The sequence below is a fragment of the Paraburkholderia sp. EG304 genome (genome assembly GCF_046543485.1).
GTDB classification, from domain to species: domain Bacteria; phylum Pseudomonadota; class Gammaproteobacteria; order Burkholderiales; family Burkholderiaceae; genus Paraburkholderia; species Paraburkholderia youngii.
In genome coordinates this window covers 39,885-56,476 of sequence record NZ_JBKGUA010000033.1, presented here as the reverse complement: position 1 = coordinate 56,476, position 16,592 = coordinate 39,885, and the positions used below count along the sequence as shown (strand labels likewise).

Genomic DNA, 16,592 nt, shown 5'->3' with positions numbered 1-16,592 from the left:
GCTCGTGCGGTTTGTCGTTCCGGCGGAAGCGGGGATGGATGTGCATATTGATCCGATGACTTGAGAATCTGCGCGACGAGGAAGGCGCGGCACGCATCTCATGCGAGGCTGAACGAGGGGTTTTTTGGGATGGTGTCTTGTTGCACAATCGGGCCTCCTTCATTGGCTGTGAGGCACGATGACTTCACTTTCCCTCGGTTCTTACCGGGAGGTCCGTGAAAGGCGGCACGGACATTTCTTCTCTGTCAGTCTTTACAGATCGTTCAACCTTCACATCGAATCTAACTGGTTGTTTGACGTTGACCGGTGGTTCCATTTTGCATTGCCGGCGAGCGTGCCCCGCGAGTCGCACGATGACATCGTGCAGGGCATGGAGGAAGCGCGCGCAGCGTGGCTGCGATATAGCCCATCCGTGCTGCTGTCGCACCAGTCGTACGAGTTGCGCGATATGCTCGGCCGGAGTCACAACCGCTTTCATATGTACAGGATGAAAGACGATGAGGTTGCCAAAGCCCTGTACAACGAGGTGAGGGGCGGTAGTCTGATCTTTGTCCCTGAGCGGGACGAGATGCGAAAGTGCGTGCAGGCGATACGGGAGCAGCGGGAGATGGCGTCCGGATTGGGCTCCGTGCGCGAGCAGCAATCGAATGACGCGGGCATGCTCAGGTCACTCTATGGCAACAGCCCGCGCGTGCCCCAGAACGTCGGCAATGCTCAGGCGTTCGAGTACGTCGAGAACACAACGGACGACGGCGCAACATTTGACGTTGCCGGATTACCTTTCGACGGCCCCGCGAATTCATGGGTCGAAAGCGGGCCGAATATGAAAAAGCAGTGGCGAATGTATGGCTCAGGCGGTACACCAGTCATAGATATCGACTTCGATAGTCACCACGGCCAACCCAATCCACACGCACATAACTGGGATGGCCTTTTGCGCGACGAGGGCTGGCCCGTTTCCATTCTTCCGTGAGATATTTGTGAGCACTATTTCTGATGCGCTGAAGGGTTTTGACCACTTCCATGACTGGTATCTCGACACAATTGCAATCCATGGTGAGGTCAATCCCAAGGTGCCGGACACATTCGTTCTCGGTCTCTTCGATCGTGAGCGCCGGGTGACGATCACCTTTCGCGGCGTAACGCGTATTGGCATTGAGAACGGCGGTTTGCTGAATATTGTCAATGCAATCGAGACATTGAAACCTGATAGCGACCAGTACGAGCGGGCTGAAGTTTTGCTGAGGCGATCCGCTCACGGCCCGACGCGTGCCGGGCACCTGGCCTACGTGCATTCCAGCGTAGGGGCTGAAATCGCAGTGGAGTTTGACTCCATGACCATTGAATCATTGTGATGGCTTATGGTCGCAACGAGAGCCAACGAGGGCGTGGTCATGCGCTATTACAACGATGCGCGCATCAACGGAAACTGCACATGGGGCGTGGGAACACTGGCGCACTTTGGACCCTGCACACCTACCGCCCCCCATTCAACTTGCGCCACAACGTCGTCTTGCTGATACCCAACGCGGCGCAAGCCGCATCGCGATCGCCTTCGTGAGCCGCGAGCACCGCGCGGATTTCATCGGCCTCGACATGACGGCTGCGCTCGCGCAGCGTCAACGCCGCCGGCTTCGCCCGCGCGATGGGCTCGACGACTTCCGGCGCGATCACGCGCAGCATGTCGCGCGTGACGAGCGCCGCGCTGGCATCCGTGTCCGCGTCGGTATCGGCGAGTTCAACCACGATCCGCTCGATCACGTTCTGCAACTCGCGCACATTACCCGGCCACGCATAGCGGCGCAACGCCGCGCCCAAACCCTCGAGCATGCGCGCGGCGGTCTGCGCGTCGGGCACGCGCGCGGCCAGCCTCGGCTCGCGCGCGGCAGCCTGGCGCAACAGTTCGGCGGCGAGCGGCAGCAGGTCGTTCGGCCGCTCGCGCAGCGGCGGTAGCGCGATGCTCAGGATGTTGAGCCGGTAGTACAGATCCGCGCGGAAACTGCCGGCCGCGACGGCGTCGGTCAGCGCGCGATGCGTCGCCGCCACCACCCGGATATCGACGCGCATTGGCTCCGTCGACCCGAGCCGCACCACCTCGCGCTCCTGCAACACGCGCAACAGGCGGCTCTGCAACGGCAACGGCATCTCGCCGATCTCGTCGAGAAACAGCGTGCCGCGATGCGCGACCTCGATCAGCCCGGCCTTGCCGCCCTTGCGCGCGCCGGTGAACGCGCCTTCCTCGTAGCCGAACAGCTCGCTTTCGAGCAGCGCCTCCGGAAACGCGCCGCAATTGATCGCGACGAACGCGAAGTCGCGCCGCGCGCTCAACTGATGCATGCTCTGCGCGACCATCTCCTTGCCGGTGCCGCTCTCGCCGAGAATCAGCACGGTCGCGTCCGACCTCGCATAACGCGCGACCAGCGCGCGCACCCGTTCGATCGATTCCGACGCGCCGACGATATCGTCGAGCCGGTAGCGCGCGGTGAACTGCTGCACCCGTTGCCGCGCGCGCAACGTGCGATCGAGCCGCTCGACCGCGCGCGATTCCTGAAACGTCAGCACGGTGCCCGGCGCCGCGCCGCTGCTCGCGAGCGGCCCGCGATGCACGACATAGCTCGCGCCGCGTACCGTGCAGAAGCTGTCGCCCTCCGCGTCGGGCAGACTGCCCGCGAGGTCGGGCGCGAGTTCGAGCAGCGCGCGGCCGACGGCCTTCCCGGCATCGATGCCGAGCACGCTCGCGAGCCGCTGGTTCATCAGTTCGATGCGGCCTTGCGCATCGAGCGCGACCACGCCGTCGCGCAGATGCTGCAGCAACGTGTCGAGCCGCTGACGTCGCACGGTTTCGCGGCGCGTCGCCTGCGCGACTTCGAGCGCGGTGTCGAAGCCGGCGCGCACCGACGCGCGCGAGTACAGAAACACCGCATCCATGCCGGCGTTGGCGGCGAGATCGGTGACCATGCCCGGGCCGACCACGACGTCGATGCCGCGATCGCTGAGATCGAGCACGACGCTCTCGGCGTCCTGCGCGGACTGATACGACGCGAACGTGACGTCGAGCGCGTACGCGGCGGTGAAACGGCGCACTTCGTCGGGCGTGTCGCCGTGCGTGACGAGCGCGACGCGCGCCCCCTCGCGACGCGCGCGCGCGAGCGCATGCATCACGTCGTAGCCGGTAGGGCTGATGCGCACGACCGGCACCGACACGCGCGTCTTCAGATACGCGCCATTCGAGCCGCCCGCTAGCACGACATCGGGACGCGCGGCGCCCGCGCCCTCGATTTCGCGCACCGCGTCTTCGAACGCGTGCGACACGATGCGGACATCCGCGCGATCCACGTATTCGCCGGCGATGTCGAAGAACAGATCACGCAGGCGGCTGATGCTCAGCGCCCAGATGCGCGGACGCTGCGGCGGTTCGTAAAGAGAGGTGCTCAAGGCGGGCGGCTCGCGACGGCGGGTTGGTTCGGAGGCTCCATTATGCGAGCATTCGTTCCCAATTTGAAATTCGGAGTTTCATTAATGAAATCGAGCGTGCGGCGGGCCGGTGTGATCGGTTCACCGGAGCGGTGCGAAATCAGGCACTTAGGCGGCGGCATGCGGCCTGGCCCGTTCCTTGCGTCCTAGGCAGCCCAGTCGAAGCAATGACCCAAATTCCAATCCTTTCCCGGAGACAATCCAAATGAGCGAAGCAGACAACAGCACGCCGAACACAGGCGCTTTCAAGCCGAAAAAATCCGTCGCGCTGTCGGGCGTGACCGCGGGCAACACCGCGCTGTGCACGGTCGGCAAGACCGGCAACGATCTGCACTATCGCGGCTACGACATTCTCGACATCGCCGAGGCGTGCGAATTCGAAGAGATCGCTTACCTGCTGGTTCACGGCAAGCTGCCGACCCAGTCCGAACTGACCGCCTACAAGACGAAGCTGAAGTCGATGCGCGGCCTGCCCGCCAACGTGAAGGCCGCGCTCGAATGGATTCCGGCCGCCGCGCATCCGATGGACGTGATGCGCACCGGCGTGTCGGTGCTCGGCACGGTGCTGCCCGAGAAGGACGATCACAACCTGTCCGGCGCGCGCGATATCGCCGACAAGCTGATGGCCTCGCTCGGCTCGATGCTGCTGTACTGGTATCACTACTCGCACAACGGCAAGCGCATCGAGGTCGAAACCGACGACGATTCGATCGGCGGCCACTTCCTGCATCTGCTGCATGGTGTCGAGCCGTCGAAGGCGTGGGTCGATGCGATGCACGTATCGCTGAACCTGTACGCGGAGCACGAGTTCAACGCATCGACCTTCACGGGCCGCGTGATCGCGGGCACGGGCTCGGACATGTATTCGGCGATCACCGGCGCGATCGGCGCGCTGCGCGGCCCGAAGCACGGCGGCGCCAACGAAGCCGCGTTCGACATCCAGTCGCGCTACCAGACGCCCGACGAAGCCGAAGCCGACATCCGCCGCCGCGTCGAGAACAAGGAAGTGGTGATCGGCTTCGGGCATCCGGTCTACACGATCTCGGACCCGCGTAACAAGGTCATCAAGGACGTCGCGAAGAAGCTGTCGAAGGAAGCGGGCAACATGAAGCTGTTCTCGATCGCCGAGCGCCTCGAATCGGTGATGTGGGAAGTGAAGAAGATGTTCCCGAACCTCGACTGGTTCAGCGCGGTGTCGTATCACATGATGGGCGTGCCGACCGCGATGTTCACGCCGCTGTTCGTGATCTCGCGTACGGCCGGCTGGAGCGCGCACATCATCGAACAGCGCGTCGACAACAAGATCATCCGGCCGAGCGCGAACTACACCGGTCCGGACGACCTGCCGTTCGTGCCGCTGGCGAAGCGCGTTTGACGTGAGCCTGGAGCGGCACGCATCGCGCGGCCGCTCCGCTGGAAGCATCGAACAATCGCAAATCAGCAACCCGTCAGCAGCGAGCTAAACTACCTGCACTGCCCGTCCGGCCGCGCGAGCGACGCGCTCCCGGAGGCCGCCGGCATACCGTCCGGCGGCTGATAACCGTCCTGTCCCTACGCCATGAATACTGCCAACCGCAAACGCCTTCCGGGCACCGAACTCGACTTCTTCGATACGCGTGCCGCGGTCGACGCGATCGAGCCCGGCGCCTACGACAAGCTGCCGTACACGTCGCGTGTGCTCGCCGAAAACCTGGTGCGCCGCTGCGATCCGGTGACGCTGACCGCTTCGCTGAAACAGATCATCGAGCGCAAGCGCGAGCTCGATTTCCCGTGGTTTCCGGCGCGCGTCGTGTGCCACGACATTCTGGGCCAGACCGCGCTCGTCGATCTGGCGGGCTTGCGCGATGCGATCGCCGCGCAAGGCGGTGATCCGTCGCTCGTGAATCCGGTGGTGCCTACGCAACTGGTCGTCGATCACTCGCTGGCCGTTGAATGCGGCGGTTTCGATCCGGACGCGTTCGCGAAGAATCGCGCGATCGAAGACCGGCGCAACGAAGACCGCTTCGACTTCATCAACTGGACCAAGCGTGCGTTCCGCAACGTCGATGTGATTCCGCCGGGCAACGGCATCCTGCATCAGATCAACCTCGAACGGATGAGTCCGGTCGTGCAGGTGAAGGACGGCGTCGCGTTTCCCGACACGCTGGTCGGCACCGACTCGCACACGCCGATGGTCGATGCGCTCGGCGTGATCGCAATCGGCGTCGGCGGTCTCGAAGCGGAAAGCGTGATGCTCGGCCGCGCGTCGTACATGCGGCTGCCCGATATCGTCGGCGTGGAGCTGAGCGGCAAGCCGGGGGAGGGCATCACCGCGACCGACGTGGTGCTTTCATTGACCGAGTTCTTGCGCAAGCAGAAGGTGGTCGGCGCCTACCTGGAGTTTTATGGCGAAGGCGCGGCGAACCTGACGCTGGGCGATCGCGCGACGATCGCGAACATGGCGCCGGAGTTCGGCGCGACCGCCGCGATGTTCTACATCGACGAGCAGACCATTCGCTATCTGAAGCTGACCGGCCGCGACGACGAACTCGTCAAGCTCGTCGAAACGTATGCGAAACACACTGGCTTGTGGGCCGATACGGTGAAGCACGCCGAGTACGAGCGCGTCCTGAAGTTCGATTTGTCGACCGTGGTGCGCACGCTGGCAGGTCCATCGAATCCGCATCGCCGCTTGCCGGTGTCGGAGCTGGCCGCGCGCGGCGTCAGCGGCAAGGTCGAGAACGAGCCGGGTCTGATGCCGGACGGCGCGGTGATCATCGCCGCGATCACCAGCTGCACCAACACGAACAATCCGCGCAACATGATCGCGGCGGGCCTCGTCGCACGCAATGCGAACCGGCGCGGTCTCGTGCGCAAGCCGTGGGTCAAGAGCTCGCTCGCGCCGGGCTCGAAGGCGGTCACGCTGTATCTGGAAGAGGCAGGGCTGCTGCCGGAACTCGAACAGCTCGGCTTCGGCGTGGTCGCGTATGCGTGCACGTCGTGCAACGGCATGTCCGGCGCGTTGGATCCGGTGATCCAGAAGGAAGTGATCGAGCGCGATCTGTATGCGACCGCCGTGCTGTCGGGCAACCGCAACTTCGACGGCCGCATCCATCCGTATGCGAAGCAGGCGTTTCTCGCGTCGCCGCCGCTGGTCGTCGCTTATGCGATCGCGGGCACGATCCGCTTCGACATCGAAAAGGACGTGCTCGGAGTCGATGCCGACGGTCATGCGGTCACGCTGAAAGATCTGTGGCCGTCGGACGCGGAGATCGATGCGATCGTCGCGGCGAGCGTGAAGCCGGAGCAATTCCGCAAGGTGTATGAACCGATGTTCGCGCTGTCCGCCGACACCGGCGCTGAGGCCGACCCGCTGTACGACTGGCGCGCGCAAAGCACTTATATTCGCCGTCCGCCGTACTGGGAAGGCGCGCTCGCCGGCGAGCGCACGCTCAAGGGCATGCGCGCGTTAGCGGTGCTCGGCGACAACATCACGACGGACCACCTGTCGCCGTCGAACGCGATTCTGCCCGACAGCGCGGCCGGCGAATACCTGACGAAGATGGGCCTGCCCGAAGACGACTTCAACTCGTACGCGACGCACCGCGGCGATCACCTGACCGCGCAGCGCGCGACCTTCGCGAACCCGACGCTGAAGAACGAGATGGTGATCGAGAACGGCCAGGTGAAGGCCGGTTCGCTCGCGCGCATCGAGCCCGAGGGCAAGGTCACGCGCATGTGGGAAGCGATCGAAACGTATATGGAGCGCAAGCAGCCGCTGATCGTGATCGCGGGCGCCGACTACGGCCAGGGTTCGTCGCGCGACTGGGCCGCGAAGGGCGTGCGGCTCGCGGGCACCGAAGCGATCGTCGCGGAAGGCTTCGAGCGGATTCACCGCACGAACCTCGTCGGCATGGGCGTGTTGCCGCTCGAATTCAAGCCGGGCGTGAATCGCCTGACGCTCGGCATCGACGGCACCGAGACCTTCGACGTGATCGGCGAGCGCAAGCCGCGCGCCGATCTGACGCTGGTGATTCATCGCCGCAATGGCGAGCGCGTCGAGGTGCCGGTGACGTGCCGGCTCGACACGGCCGAAGAAGTGTCGATCTACGAAGCGGGCGGCGTGCTGCAGCGTTTCGCGCAGGACTTTCTCGAGTCGACCCGAGCGGCGGCTTGATGGCTTGAAGCGCGTTTTGCACTGAACGTCATAGCAGAAGAGGGCGATGCGGCTTGATACGCCGCATCGCCCTTCCTCATCAAAGAACATGTCATCTGAGGACACTTTCATGCACTCACCCCAGATCAGGATTCCGGCCATCTACATGCGCGGCGGCACCAGCAAGGGCGTGTTTTTCCGTCTGCAGGATCTGCCCGAGGCCGCGCAACAGCCGGGCGCCGCGCGCGACGCGCTGCTGATGCGCGTGATCGGCAGTCCCGATCCGTACGGCAAGCAGATCGACGGCATGGGCGGCGCGACCTCGAGCACCAGCAAGACCGTGATCGTTTCGCGCAGCAGCCGGCCCGATCACGACGTCGACTATCTGTTCGGTCAGGTGTCGATCGACAAGGCGTTCGTCGACTGGAGCGGCAATTGCGGCAACCTTTCGGCTGCGGTGGGACCGTTCGCGATCAGCGCGGGCCTCGTCGATGCAAGCCGCGTGCCGCGTGACGGCGTCGCGATCGTGCGCATCTGGCAGGCCAACATCGGCAAGACGATCATCGCGCACGTGCCGATGACCGATGGCGCGGTGCAGGAAACCGGCGACTTCGAACTCGACGGCGTGACCTTCCCGGCTGCCGAAGTGCCGCTCGAATTCATGGACCCGGCCGCCGACGAAGAAGGCGCGGGCGGCTCGATGTTCCCGACCGGCAACCTCGTCGACGACCTCGAAGTGCCGGGTGTCGGCACGTTGAAGGCGACGATGATCAACGCTGGCATCCCGACGATTTTCGTCGACGCGGAAGCGATCGGCTACAAGGGCACCGAGTTGCAGGACGCGATCAATAGCGACGCGAAAGCGCTCGCGATGTTCGAGACGATTCGCGCGCATGGTGCGCTGCGCATGGGCCTCATCAAGAATCTCGACGAGATCGCGACGCGGCAGCACACGCCGAAGATCGCGTTCGTCGCGAAGCCGGTCGATTACGTGGCGTCGAGCGGCAAGCCGGTGCGCGCGGGCGACGTCGATCTGCTGGTGCGCGCGATGTCGATGGGCAAGCTGCATCACGCGATGATGGGCACGGCGGCGGTCGCGATCGGCACCGCGGCGGCGATCGCGGGCACGCTCGTCAACCAGGCGGCGGGCGGCGGCGAGCGCGAGTCGGTGCGCTTCGGGCATCCGTCGGGCACGTTGCGCGTTGGCGCGCAGGCGAGTCTGAAAGACGGCGAGTGGGTCGTCACGAAGGCGATGATGAGCCGCAGCGCACGCGTGTTGATGGAGGGTTGGGTTCGGGTGCCGCAGCAGGGCTGAGGCGGCGCGATGTCGGCTGATGTCAGCGGCACGGAAGGCTACGCGGAGCAGGCCGAAGCGCTGATCGAACGATGGCGCACGCTGTCGTTCGCCGATCGGCATCGGCCGATTCTCGACTGGATACCTCAGGCGCCGTCGCGGATCGTCGATATCGGCGCGGGCATCGGCACGGATGCGGCTGCGCTCGCGGCGATGGGACATACGGTGCTCGCGGTCGAACCGGTCGACGCATTGCGCAACGCGGCGCGCGAGATGCATCCGAGCGAGCGCATCGAATGGCTCGACGACAGCCTTCCCGATCTTGCGCTACTGATAGCCAGGCGCATCGTTTTCGCCGTTGTCATGCTCACCGCCGTCTGGATGCATCTCGATGCGCGGCAGCGCGAACGCGCGATGCCCCGCGTTGCGTCGTTGCTGCGCGAAGGCGGCGTGTTGATCATCTCGCTGCGGCACGGGCCGGTTCCCGCCGGCCGCCGTATGTTCGACGTCACCGCCGATGAAACGATCCAGTTGGCGAGTGAGCGAGGCCTGACACTGGTGCGCGAGTTGCGCACGTCATCCGTTCAACAGGCCAACCGCGACAGCGGCGTGACGTGGACACGGCTCGTGTTCCGCTAACTCCCCGATCCGGGGGCGCCGCAGCCGCCGCATCGGCCGCTGCGAACCGACGCGTCGTCTACAATGGCCGCTCTAGACGGCCGCGCCCATAACTAATCCCAGCGGCCGACTCAGACCCGACGCAGAGGAGGCCCGATGCAGAACAGGCTGGACGCCGACGCAACGAATTCCGCCGACGCGGCGCGCGACAACGCGCGTGCCAAACGCGCGGTGCTCGTGATCGCGATTGCCCAATTGCTCGGCACCTCGTTGTGGTTCAGCGCGAACGGTGCGATGCGCGATCTGCAGATCGCATGGCAATTGAGCGCGTCCGATATCGGCTGGCTGACGAATGCGGTGCAGGCCGGCTTCATCGTCGGGACCTTGCTGTCGGCGACCACCGGACTCGCTGATCGCCTGTCGGCGAGCAGGGTGTTCGCCGTCTGCGGCCTGCTCGGCGCGACCTTGAATGCGCTATTTGCGCTGTGCAGCAGCGGGCTCGCGTCGGCGCTCGTGTTTCGCTTCGGCGTGGGCGTCGCGCTCGCGGGCATCTATCCGCTCGGCATGAAACTGCTCGTGACATGGGACCCGCGCCGCGCCGCGCAGACTCTCGCGTTGCTCGTGGCGATGCTGACGCTCGGCACGGCGTCGGTGCATGCGATCCGTGCGTTGCTGTCGGGTGTGCCGTGGCAAACCGTGGTGCTCACTTCGTCGGGGCTCGCGATGATCGGCGCGCTGCTGGTGTTCATGCTCGGCGAGGGGCCGCACGCGCGGCGCTCGGGCAACCGGCGCTTCGGTTTGTCGGCGGGCGTCGGACAGGTCGTGCGCATCAGCGAGTTTCGCTCGGCCGCGCTCGGCTATTTCGGTCACATGTGGGAGTTGTACGCGTTCTGGACGCTGACGCCGCTGCTCGTGCAGCGCGCGTTCGCGAGCGGTGCGCCGGCGACGCCCGGTACCGTCGCGTTGTGGTCGTTCCTGATCATCGCGATCGGCGCGCTCGGCTGTCTGTTCGGCGGCAGACTCAGCCAGGCGGTCGGCAGCGCGCGCACCGCCGCGCTTGCGCTGTCGATATCGGGCACGCTGTGCGCGATGTATCCGCTGACCACCGGGCTCGGCACTGCCGCGCAGCTTGCGCTGCTACTCGTGTGGGGCATCAGCGTGATCGCCGATTCGCCTCAGTTTTCGGCGCTGTCCGTGAAGGCCTGTCCCGCCGACAAGATCGGCGGCGCGCTGACGCTGCAAAACAGCTTCGGCTTTTTCCTGTCCGCCTGCTCGATCCTGTGGTCGACCAGCGTGTTTCACGCGCTCGACGTGCGCGTCGCGTGGCTGCTGCTGCCGGGGCCGATCATCGGTCTGGTCGCGATGTCGCCGCTGCTGTGCAAGCACCCACGCTGGTGATGCTCGCGGCGCGTTACTTGCCGCCGTGCTTTTCCTGCCAGCGCCGCATGAACTCGATCTCGTCATGCTGCGCCTTGATGATGTCGCGCGCGAGTTTCTTGATCTCGGGGTCCTTGCCATATTTCAACTCCGCCTGCGCCATCTCGATCGCGCCCTGGTGATGCGGAATCATGTGCGCGACGAAATCCCGGTCGGCGTCGCCGGTGTATTCGGGGGCGCTCATGTCATGCATCATGCGTTCGTCGGCGGCCTTGAAGGCTTGCGTCGAAGCGCCCGCGTCAGCATGCGCCGAATCCTGCATATTCATGCCGGGCATGCCCTGATGTTGCGCGTGAGCGGGCAGAGCCGCCGCCGCGAATGCCAAACCGCCGAACAGACAGAGAGCGCGCACCGCGCGAAGGTTTTTCATATTCGATTTCCGTTGTTGAAGAAAGTGGCGAGTGATCCGCGCGATTCTAACGGTCACGTCGGACATCGTGGAGCTTCCCACCGTGGCAAGGTCAAGCGAAGCCAAAGCAATGCACGCCTATAATGAAACGCCACCGGATGACCAATCCAGCATCATTGGCAGCATCACTCACTCAACGAGGCTGACAGTATGTACATCGCGATGAACCGCTTCAAAGTGGCGCCCGGCTCCGAAGACGCCTTCGAACATCTGTGGACCACGCGCGACACCCATCTGAAAGAGGTGCCGGGCTTCGTGGAATTTCATTTGCTGAAGGGACCGCGCAAGGAAGATCACGTGCTCTATTCAAGCCATACGATCTGGCGCGACCAGGCATCGTTCGAGGCATGGACCAAGTCCGACGCGTTTCGCGCCGCGCATCGCAGTGCCGGTAACGAAAGCCGCGTGCTGTATCTCGGCCACCCGGAATTCGAAGGCTTCGAGGTCATCCAGACCGTCAGATAGCGCAGCGCTCGCGCGGGCATCGCGCATGCGCGCCCGACACCTATCACACACTACTCATCAAGGAATGAAAAACATGAAAGCCGTCAGAATCGGTTCACCCGCCACCGTCGATAGCCTGCAGGTCGTCGATCTGCCCGATCCCGGTCAGCCCGGGGCCGGCCAGATTCGCGTGCGCATTCGCGCAAGCTCGTTGAACTACCACGACTACGGCGTCGTCAGCGGCAATCTGCCGGCCGAAGCGGGCCGCATTCCGATGGCCGATGGCGCGGGCGTCGTCGAAGCGGTCGGCGCGGGCGTGCGCGAGTTCAAGCCCGGCGATCACGTCGTATCGTGCTTCTTCCCGCACTGGGAAAACGGCTCGCCCGCAATCGGCGATTTTTCGACCACCCCCGGCGACGGCGTCGACGGCTACGCGCGCGAAGTCGTCGTGCTGCCGAGCCACTACTTCACGCACGCGCCGGCCGGCTATAGCCACGCCGAAGCGGCGACGCTGACCACGGCGGGGCTGACCGCGTGGCGCGCGCTGGTCGTCGATGGTCAGTTGAAGGCGGGCAGCAGCGTGCTGGTGCTCGGCACCGGCGGCGTGTCGATCTTCGGCTTGCAGATGGCGAAGGCGATGGGGGCGTCGGTGATCGCGACGTCGTCGTCGAATGCGAAGCTCGCGAAGCTGCGCGAACTCGGTGCCGACCATACGATCAACTATCGCGACAATCCCGAGTGGGGCAAAGAAGTGCGTCACGTCACCAACGGGCGCGGCGTCGATCACGTGATCGAAGTGGGCGGTCCCGGCACGCTGCCGCAGTCGATCACCGCATGCCGCATCGGCGGGCATATCGCATTGATCGGCGTGCTGACCGGCCGCTCGGGTCCGGTGCCGACCGCGCATCTGATGGCGCGGCAACAGCGTCTGCAAGGTTTGATCGTCGGCAGCCGGCAGGATCAGATCGACATGGTGCGCGCGCTGGAGACAACCGGCATCAAGCCGGTGATCGACAGCACGTTCGAGCTGGACAAGCTCGCCGACGCGTTCCGGCACGAGGCATCGGGCGCGCACTTCGGCAAGATTTGCGTGGCGATCTGAGGATTGAATGTTCGCGCTCGGCCCAGGCATGGCGCGCGCGACCGTTCCAGTTCATGGGTGCCTCGCGAGGTCCGCGAAACAGACACGCGTCGCCTCGCAGGCCTGCGTGAACCCTTCGTCGTAACTCGTGAAAAACACCGTGCGCGTCGTGCCGAGCGTTCTGAACAGCTCCGCGAGCACCGTGCGCGCAGACGCGTCGAGTCCGCCGGCAGGTTCGTCGGCGATCAGCACGCGGGTGTCGCCGAGCGCGGCCGCCGTCAGAAACACCTTTTTGCGGCTGCCATACGACATCTGCTCGAAGCGTTTGTCCAGATGCGGCGCCAGGCCGAAGCGTTCGGCGAGCGCGAGCACGTCGTCGGTCAGCGCGGTGCGTCGCGCCGACGCGATCTGCCGCAGATAATCGCGGCCGGTCTGATCGGGCCAGCTCATATTGTCTTCCGGCACGTACGTGAGCAACGCTTGCGCGGCATGCGGCGCGGTACGCAGCGAATGGCCGCCGAGCCATACGTCGCCGCTATCGGCTTCGAGCGCGCCAGCGAGGATGGCGAGCAACGTCGATTTGCCGCTGCCGGATTCATCGTTTAGCGCGACGCAGCCGGACGTCGCGTCGAAGTGCAGTCCTTCGAACAGGATTCGGTCGCTATAGCGCTTGCTGAGGTTGTCGAATCGAAGCATGGGTTGGCGCGCAAGGGCGATGTGAACGCGGCGCAGGATTGCGCCGCATTTCGTGCGGGTAATTTCGCGCCAGTGTAGCAGCGCACGCCTGCTTCTTTTGCGCCGTCACGCTGACGGCGACGTCTCCAGCAGAAACTCCACCATCCGATCGCACACGCGTTCGAACATCTGCGTGCCCGTCACGGTCGGGCAGCCGCGCGCGCGTGCCGCTTCGATCAGCGGCGTGAGCGGCGGCTTCGTTACGACGTCGCCGACGAAAGTCGTGGCCGGCAAGCGCGCGACGTCGATCGGCAACGGATCGCTCGCCCGCATGCCGAGCGGCGACGCGTTGACGACCACGTCGTACCCGGTCAAGTCCAGTTCGGGCGCCGAGCCGCGTGCCGTGCCGCGGCCGAGCGCATTGAGCCGCGCGGTCAGCGAACTGGTGCGTTCGGCGTCGTTGTCGCGCACGTCGAGCGAGCCGACGCCGCTCTGAATCAACGCATGACCGATCGCCGAGCCCGCGCCGCCTGCGCCGACCAGCAGCGCGCGTTTGCCCTGCAACTCGCAGCCCGCGGCGACGAGCGCCGCGACGAAGCCGGTGCCGTCGAACATGCCGCCATGCCAGCCGCCATCGGCGTTGCGGCGCAGTGTGTTGACCGCGCCGAGGAACGCGGCTTCTTCGGCGAGCGTCGCGCAATAGCTGGCTGCGCTGAACTTGTGCGGCACCGTGATGATCACGCCGTCGACGTTGCGCATCGGCGCGATGCCCGCGAAAAACGCGGGCAGATCGGCGGGCGCGACGTGCGCGGGCACCACCAGCGCATCGCGGCCGGCCGAACGCAACGCGGCGGTCACGCCCGACGGCGAGCGCACCTGCGCAATCGGATCGCCGACGATGAAATACACACGCGTCGCGCCGCTCAGACCCGCGTCGAGCGACGCCGCGAACGAAGAGTTTCCAGCCTGCTGCATAGTCGAATCTCCTGAAATGGGTGCCCCGTTCGCATCGTGCCCGATGCCGGACGTCATGTGTTGCCTGTTGTCGAGTGTGTTCAGAAAACTTTGCTTTTTCTCAATACTGGAATAGTATTCCAAAAACAAAGCAAATTCTAGCTGTTGCGAAAAATCCAGAACCGCTGCTGCGGCCGGATGCAACGCACGAGCACACAAGGAGCAGCAGATGGTGGAGACATTGAGCGATTTGCAGCAGAACGAAGCCTTCGACGTGGTGGTAATCGGCGCGGGCGGGGCGGGCATGTCGGCGGCGCTGTTCGCCGCGATCGACGGCGCGCGCGTGCTGCTGATCGAAAGCACCGAATACGTGGGCGGCACGACCGCGTACTCGGCCGGCACCACATGGATACCGAACTCGCCGCACGGCCCGTCGATCAATCCCGACGACAGCAGCGCCAACGCCGAGGGCTTCCTGCGCCGCGCGGTCGGCGAGCGCAGCAGCGAAGCGTTGCGTCGGGCGTTCCTACAGGCGGGACCGCGTGCGGTCGCGCATATCGAGGCGAATTCGGACGTCAAGTATCGGGCGCGGCCATTTCACCCGGACTATCTGTCGGAGCTCGAAGGCTCGACGCTGCGCGGCCGCGCGCTCGAACCGCTCGCGTTCGACGGCCGCAAGCTCGGCCGTCACTTCGCGCTGATCCGTCCGCCGATCCCCGAGTTCACGGTGCTCGGCGGCATGATGGTCGATCGCGACGACGTCGGGCATCTGCTGAACATGACGAAGTCGTTCCGGTCGCTGCGCCACGCTGTGAGACTGCTTGCACGGCATGCGCGCGACCGCATCAGCTGGCCGCGCGGCACGCGTCTGGTGATGGGCAATGCACTGATCGGCCGGCTGCTTTCTTCACTGCTCGCGCGCGACGTCACGGTGCTGGTGAGCACGACGCTCGAAGCGTTGTGCACGAACGCGCGCGGCACGATCGACGGCATCACGCTGAGCCAGAACGGGCAGCGTCGGCAAATCTCGGTCACAGGTGGCGTGATTCTCGCGAGCGGCGGTTTCAACCGGCATCCGCAAAGGCGCCGCGCGATGCTGCCGGGTGCGGAGTTGACGTGGTGTCCGGGCGCGCCGGGCCATACCGGCAGCGCGCAGGATCTCGCGCTCGCGGCGGGCGCGCGTTACGGCGAGGGCGCGCTCAGCAACGCGTTCTGGGCGCCGGTGTCGATACGCCAGCGCGCGGACGGCACGACCGCGGTGTTCCCGCACTTCATCATGGATCGCGGCAAGCCCGGCATGATCGTCGTCAATCAGCAGGGACGGCGCTTTCTGAACGAAAACACGTCGTATCACCTGTTCGGCATCGCGATGCAGGAAGCGCATCGCAACACCCCATCGGTGCCCGCCTATCTCGTCACCGATGCGGAAGGCCTGCGCAAATACGGGCTCGGCATGGTGCGGCCGGGCGGCAAGGGCCTCGCGCCGTTTCTCGCGGACGGGTATCTGACGCGAGCCGCGACGCTCGACGAACTCGCCGCCAAGCTCGGCATCGACGCGGCGGGTCTCGCCGACAGCGTCGCGCGGATCAACGACTACGCGAAAACCGGCGTCGACCCGGAATTCCAGCGCGGCACGACCGACTATCAGCGCGCCAACGGCGACGCGAACTGGCCCGGCCCGAATCCGTGCCTCGGCCCGATCGTGCGTGCGCCGTTTTACGCGGTGCGCCTGTACCCCGGCGATATCGGCGCTGCGACCGGCCTCGTCAGCGACGACAAGGCCCGCGTGCTGAATCGCGACGACCAGCCGATCGGCGGCCTGTATGCGTGCGGCAACGACATGCAATCGGTGATGGGCGGTGTCTACCCGGCGCCCGGCATCACACTTGGACCGGGGCTCGCGTTCGCGTATCTGGCGGCGCGCGACGCGGCGGCGCGCGCCAAAGCCGCGCGGAACGATCCGGCGTCGTTCGTTGCGCGCGGTACCGCTGAGGCCGCCGCCAACGAAAAGATCGTCTGACGAACCAGGGGCACGCCTGGTTCGAACGAAGTTAGAAAGCGGAATAGGTAT

The 16,592-nt window shown here is 65.2% G+C and carries 14 protein-coding genes and 1 pseudogene; 11 read left to right on the top strand and 4 right to left on the bottom strand.

Going from position 1 to position 16,592, the window contains the following annotated elements; genetic code table 11:
• Window positions 1–178: 178 nt before the first annotated feature.
• From ACLFKU_RS29980 to ACLFKU_RS29970, 3 genes and pseudogenes are all read left to right on the top strand, one after another.
• Window positions 179–973: a hypothetical protein gene (locus tag ACLFKU_RS29980; protein ID WP_410851509.1), complete on the top strand. Its 795-nt coding sequence runs from the start codon at window positions 179–181 to the stop codon at window positions 971–973.
• 7 nt (window positions 974–980) lie between these two features.
• On the top strand, window positions 981–1,355 hold the full coding sequence (locus ACLFKU_RS29975) for a hypothetical protein (protein ID WP_410851508.1): 375 nt from the start codon (window positions 981–983) through the stop codon (window positions 1,353–1,355).
• Window positions 1,356–1,361: 6 nt separating this feature from the next.
• Window positions 1,362–1,478 (top strand): annotated as a pseudogene (locus ACLFKU_RS29970) (lysozyme); the annotation flags it as partial.
• Here the strand turns inward: ACLFKU_RS29970 and prpR are convergent.
• Window positions 1,477–3,435 carry a propionate catabolism operon regulatory protein PrpR gene (gene prpR / locus ACLFKU_RS29965; protein ID WP_410851507.1) on the bottom strand — a complete coding sequence of 653 codons (1,959 nt, stop codon included), beginning with the start codon at window positions 3,433–3,435 and terminating at the stop codon, window positions 1,477–1,479. The pseudogene ACLFKU_RS29970 and the gene prpR overlap by 2 nt on opposite strands.
• A gap of 244 nt (window positions 3,436–3,679) precedes the next feature.
• Between prpR and prpC the strand changes: the two genes are divergently transcribed.
• The 5 genes from prpC (at window position 3,680) to ACLFKU_RS29940 (ending at window position 10,919) form a co-directional block, all read left to right on the top strand.
• Window positions 3,680–4,849, top strand: a complete 1,170-nt coding sequence (gene prpC, locus ACLFKU_RS29960; protein ID WP_410851506.1) for a 2-methylcitrate synthase — start codon at window positions 3,680–3,682, stop codon at window positions 4,847–4,849.
• 183 nt (window positions 4,850–5,032) lie between these two features.
• Window positions 5,033–7,630, top strand: a complete 2,598-nt coding sequence (gene acnD / locus ACLFKU_RS29955) for a Fe/S-dependent 2-methylisocitrate dehydratase AcnD (RefSeq protein ID WP_410851505.1) — start codon at window positions 5,033–5,035, stop codon at window positions 7,628–7,630.
• Between the two features lie 109 nt (window positions 7,631–7,739).
• A complete protein-coding gene (prpF, locus tag ACLFKU_RS29950; RefSeq protein WP_410851504.1) occupies window positions 7,740–8,924 on the top strand; it encodes a 2-methylaconitate cis-trans isomerase PrpF in 1,185 nt (394 codons plus the stop codon).
• A gap of 9 nt (window positions 8,925–8,933) precedes the next feature.
• Complete coding sequence (locus ACLFKU_RS29945; RefSeq protein WP_410851503.1) at window positions 8,934–9,542, top strand: class I SAM-dependent methyltransferase; 609 nt, start codon at window positions 8,934–8,936, stop codon at window positions 9,540–9,542.
• Window positions 9,543–9,677: 135 nt separating this feature from the next.
• Window positions 9,678–10,919 carry an MFS transporter gene (locus ACLFKU_RS29940; protein WP_410851502.1) on the top strand — a complete coding sequence of 414 codons (1,242 nt, stop codon included), beginning with the start codon at window positions 9,678–9,680 and terminating at the stop codon, window positions 10,917–10,919.
• Between the two features lie 13 nt (window positions 10,920–10,932).
• Here ACLFKU_RS29940 and ACLFKU_RS29935 read toward each other — a convergent pair whose 3' ends face one another.
• Window positions 10,933–11,328, bottom strand: a complete 396-nt coding sequence (locus ACLFKU_RS29935) for a DUF305 domain-containing protein (protein ID WP_368584625.1) — start codon at window positions 11,326–11,328, stop codon at window positions 10,933–10,935.
• A 189-nt stretch (window positions 11,329–11,517) separates the two neighbouring features.
• Between ACLFKU_RS29935 and ACLFKU_RS29930 the strand changes: the two genes are divergently transcribed.
• Window positions 11,518–11,832, top strand: a complete 315-nt coding sequence (locus ACLFKU_RS29930; protein WP_368584626.1) for an antibiotic biosynthesis monooxygenase family protein — start codon at window positions 11,518–11,520, stop codon at window positions 11,830–11,832.
• Window positions 11,833–11,905: 73 nt separating this feature from the next.
• Window positions 11,906–12,913, top strand: a complete 1,008-nt coding sequence (locus ACLFKU_RS29925; protein WP_410851501.1) for a zinc-dependent alcohol dehydrogenase family protein — start codon at window positions 11,906–11,908, stop codon at window positions 12,911–12,913.
• A 51-nt stretch (window positions 12,914–12,964) separates the two neighbouring features.
• Here ACLFKU_RS29925 and ACLFKU_RS29920 read toward each other — a convergent pair whose 3' ends face one another.
• Together ACLFKU_RS29920 and ACLFKU_RS29915 are read right to left on the bottom strand one after the other, a co-directional pair.
• The gene (locus ACLFKU_RS29920) at window positions 12,965–13,588 is read right to left on the bottom strand and encodes an ATP-binding cassette domain-containing protein (RefSeq protein WP_410851500.1); all 624 of its coding nucleotides are present in this window, start codon (window positions 13,586–13,588) and stop codon (window positions 12,965–12,967) included.
• Window positions 13,589–13,693: 105 nt separating this feature from the next.
• Window positions 13,694–14,542: a shikimate dehydrogenase family protein gene (locus tag ACLFKU_RS29915; RefSeq protein ID WP_410851499.1), complete on the bottom strand. Its 849-nt coding sequence runs from the start codon at window positions 14,540–14,542 to the stop codon at window positions 13,694–13,696.
• A 208-nt stretch (window positions 14,543–14,750) separates the two neighbouring features.
• Between ACLFKU_RS29915 and ACLFKU_RS29910 the strand changes: the two genes are divergently transcribed.
• Window positions 14,751–16,541, top strand: coding sequence for an FAD-dependent oxidoreductase (locus tag ACLFKU_RS29910; protein ID WP_410851498.1), 1,791 nt, complete (start codon window positions 14,751–14,753; stop codon window positions 16,539–16,541).
• The last annotated feature ends 51 nt before the right edge of the window (window positions 16,542–16,592 follow it).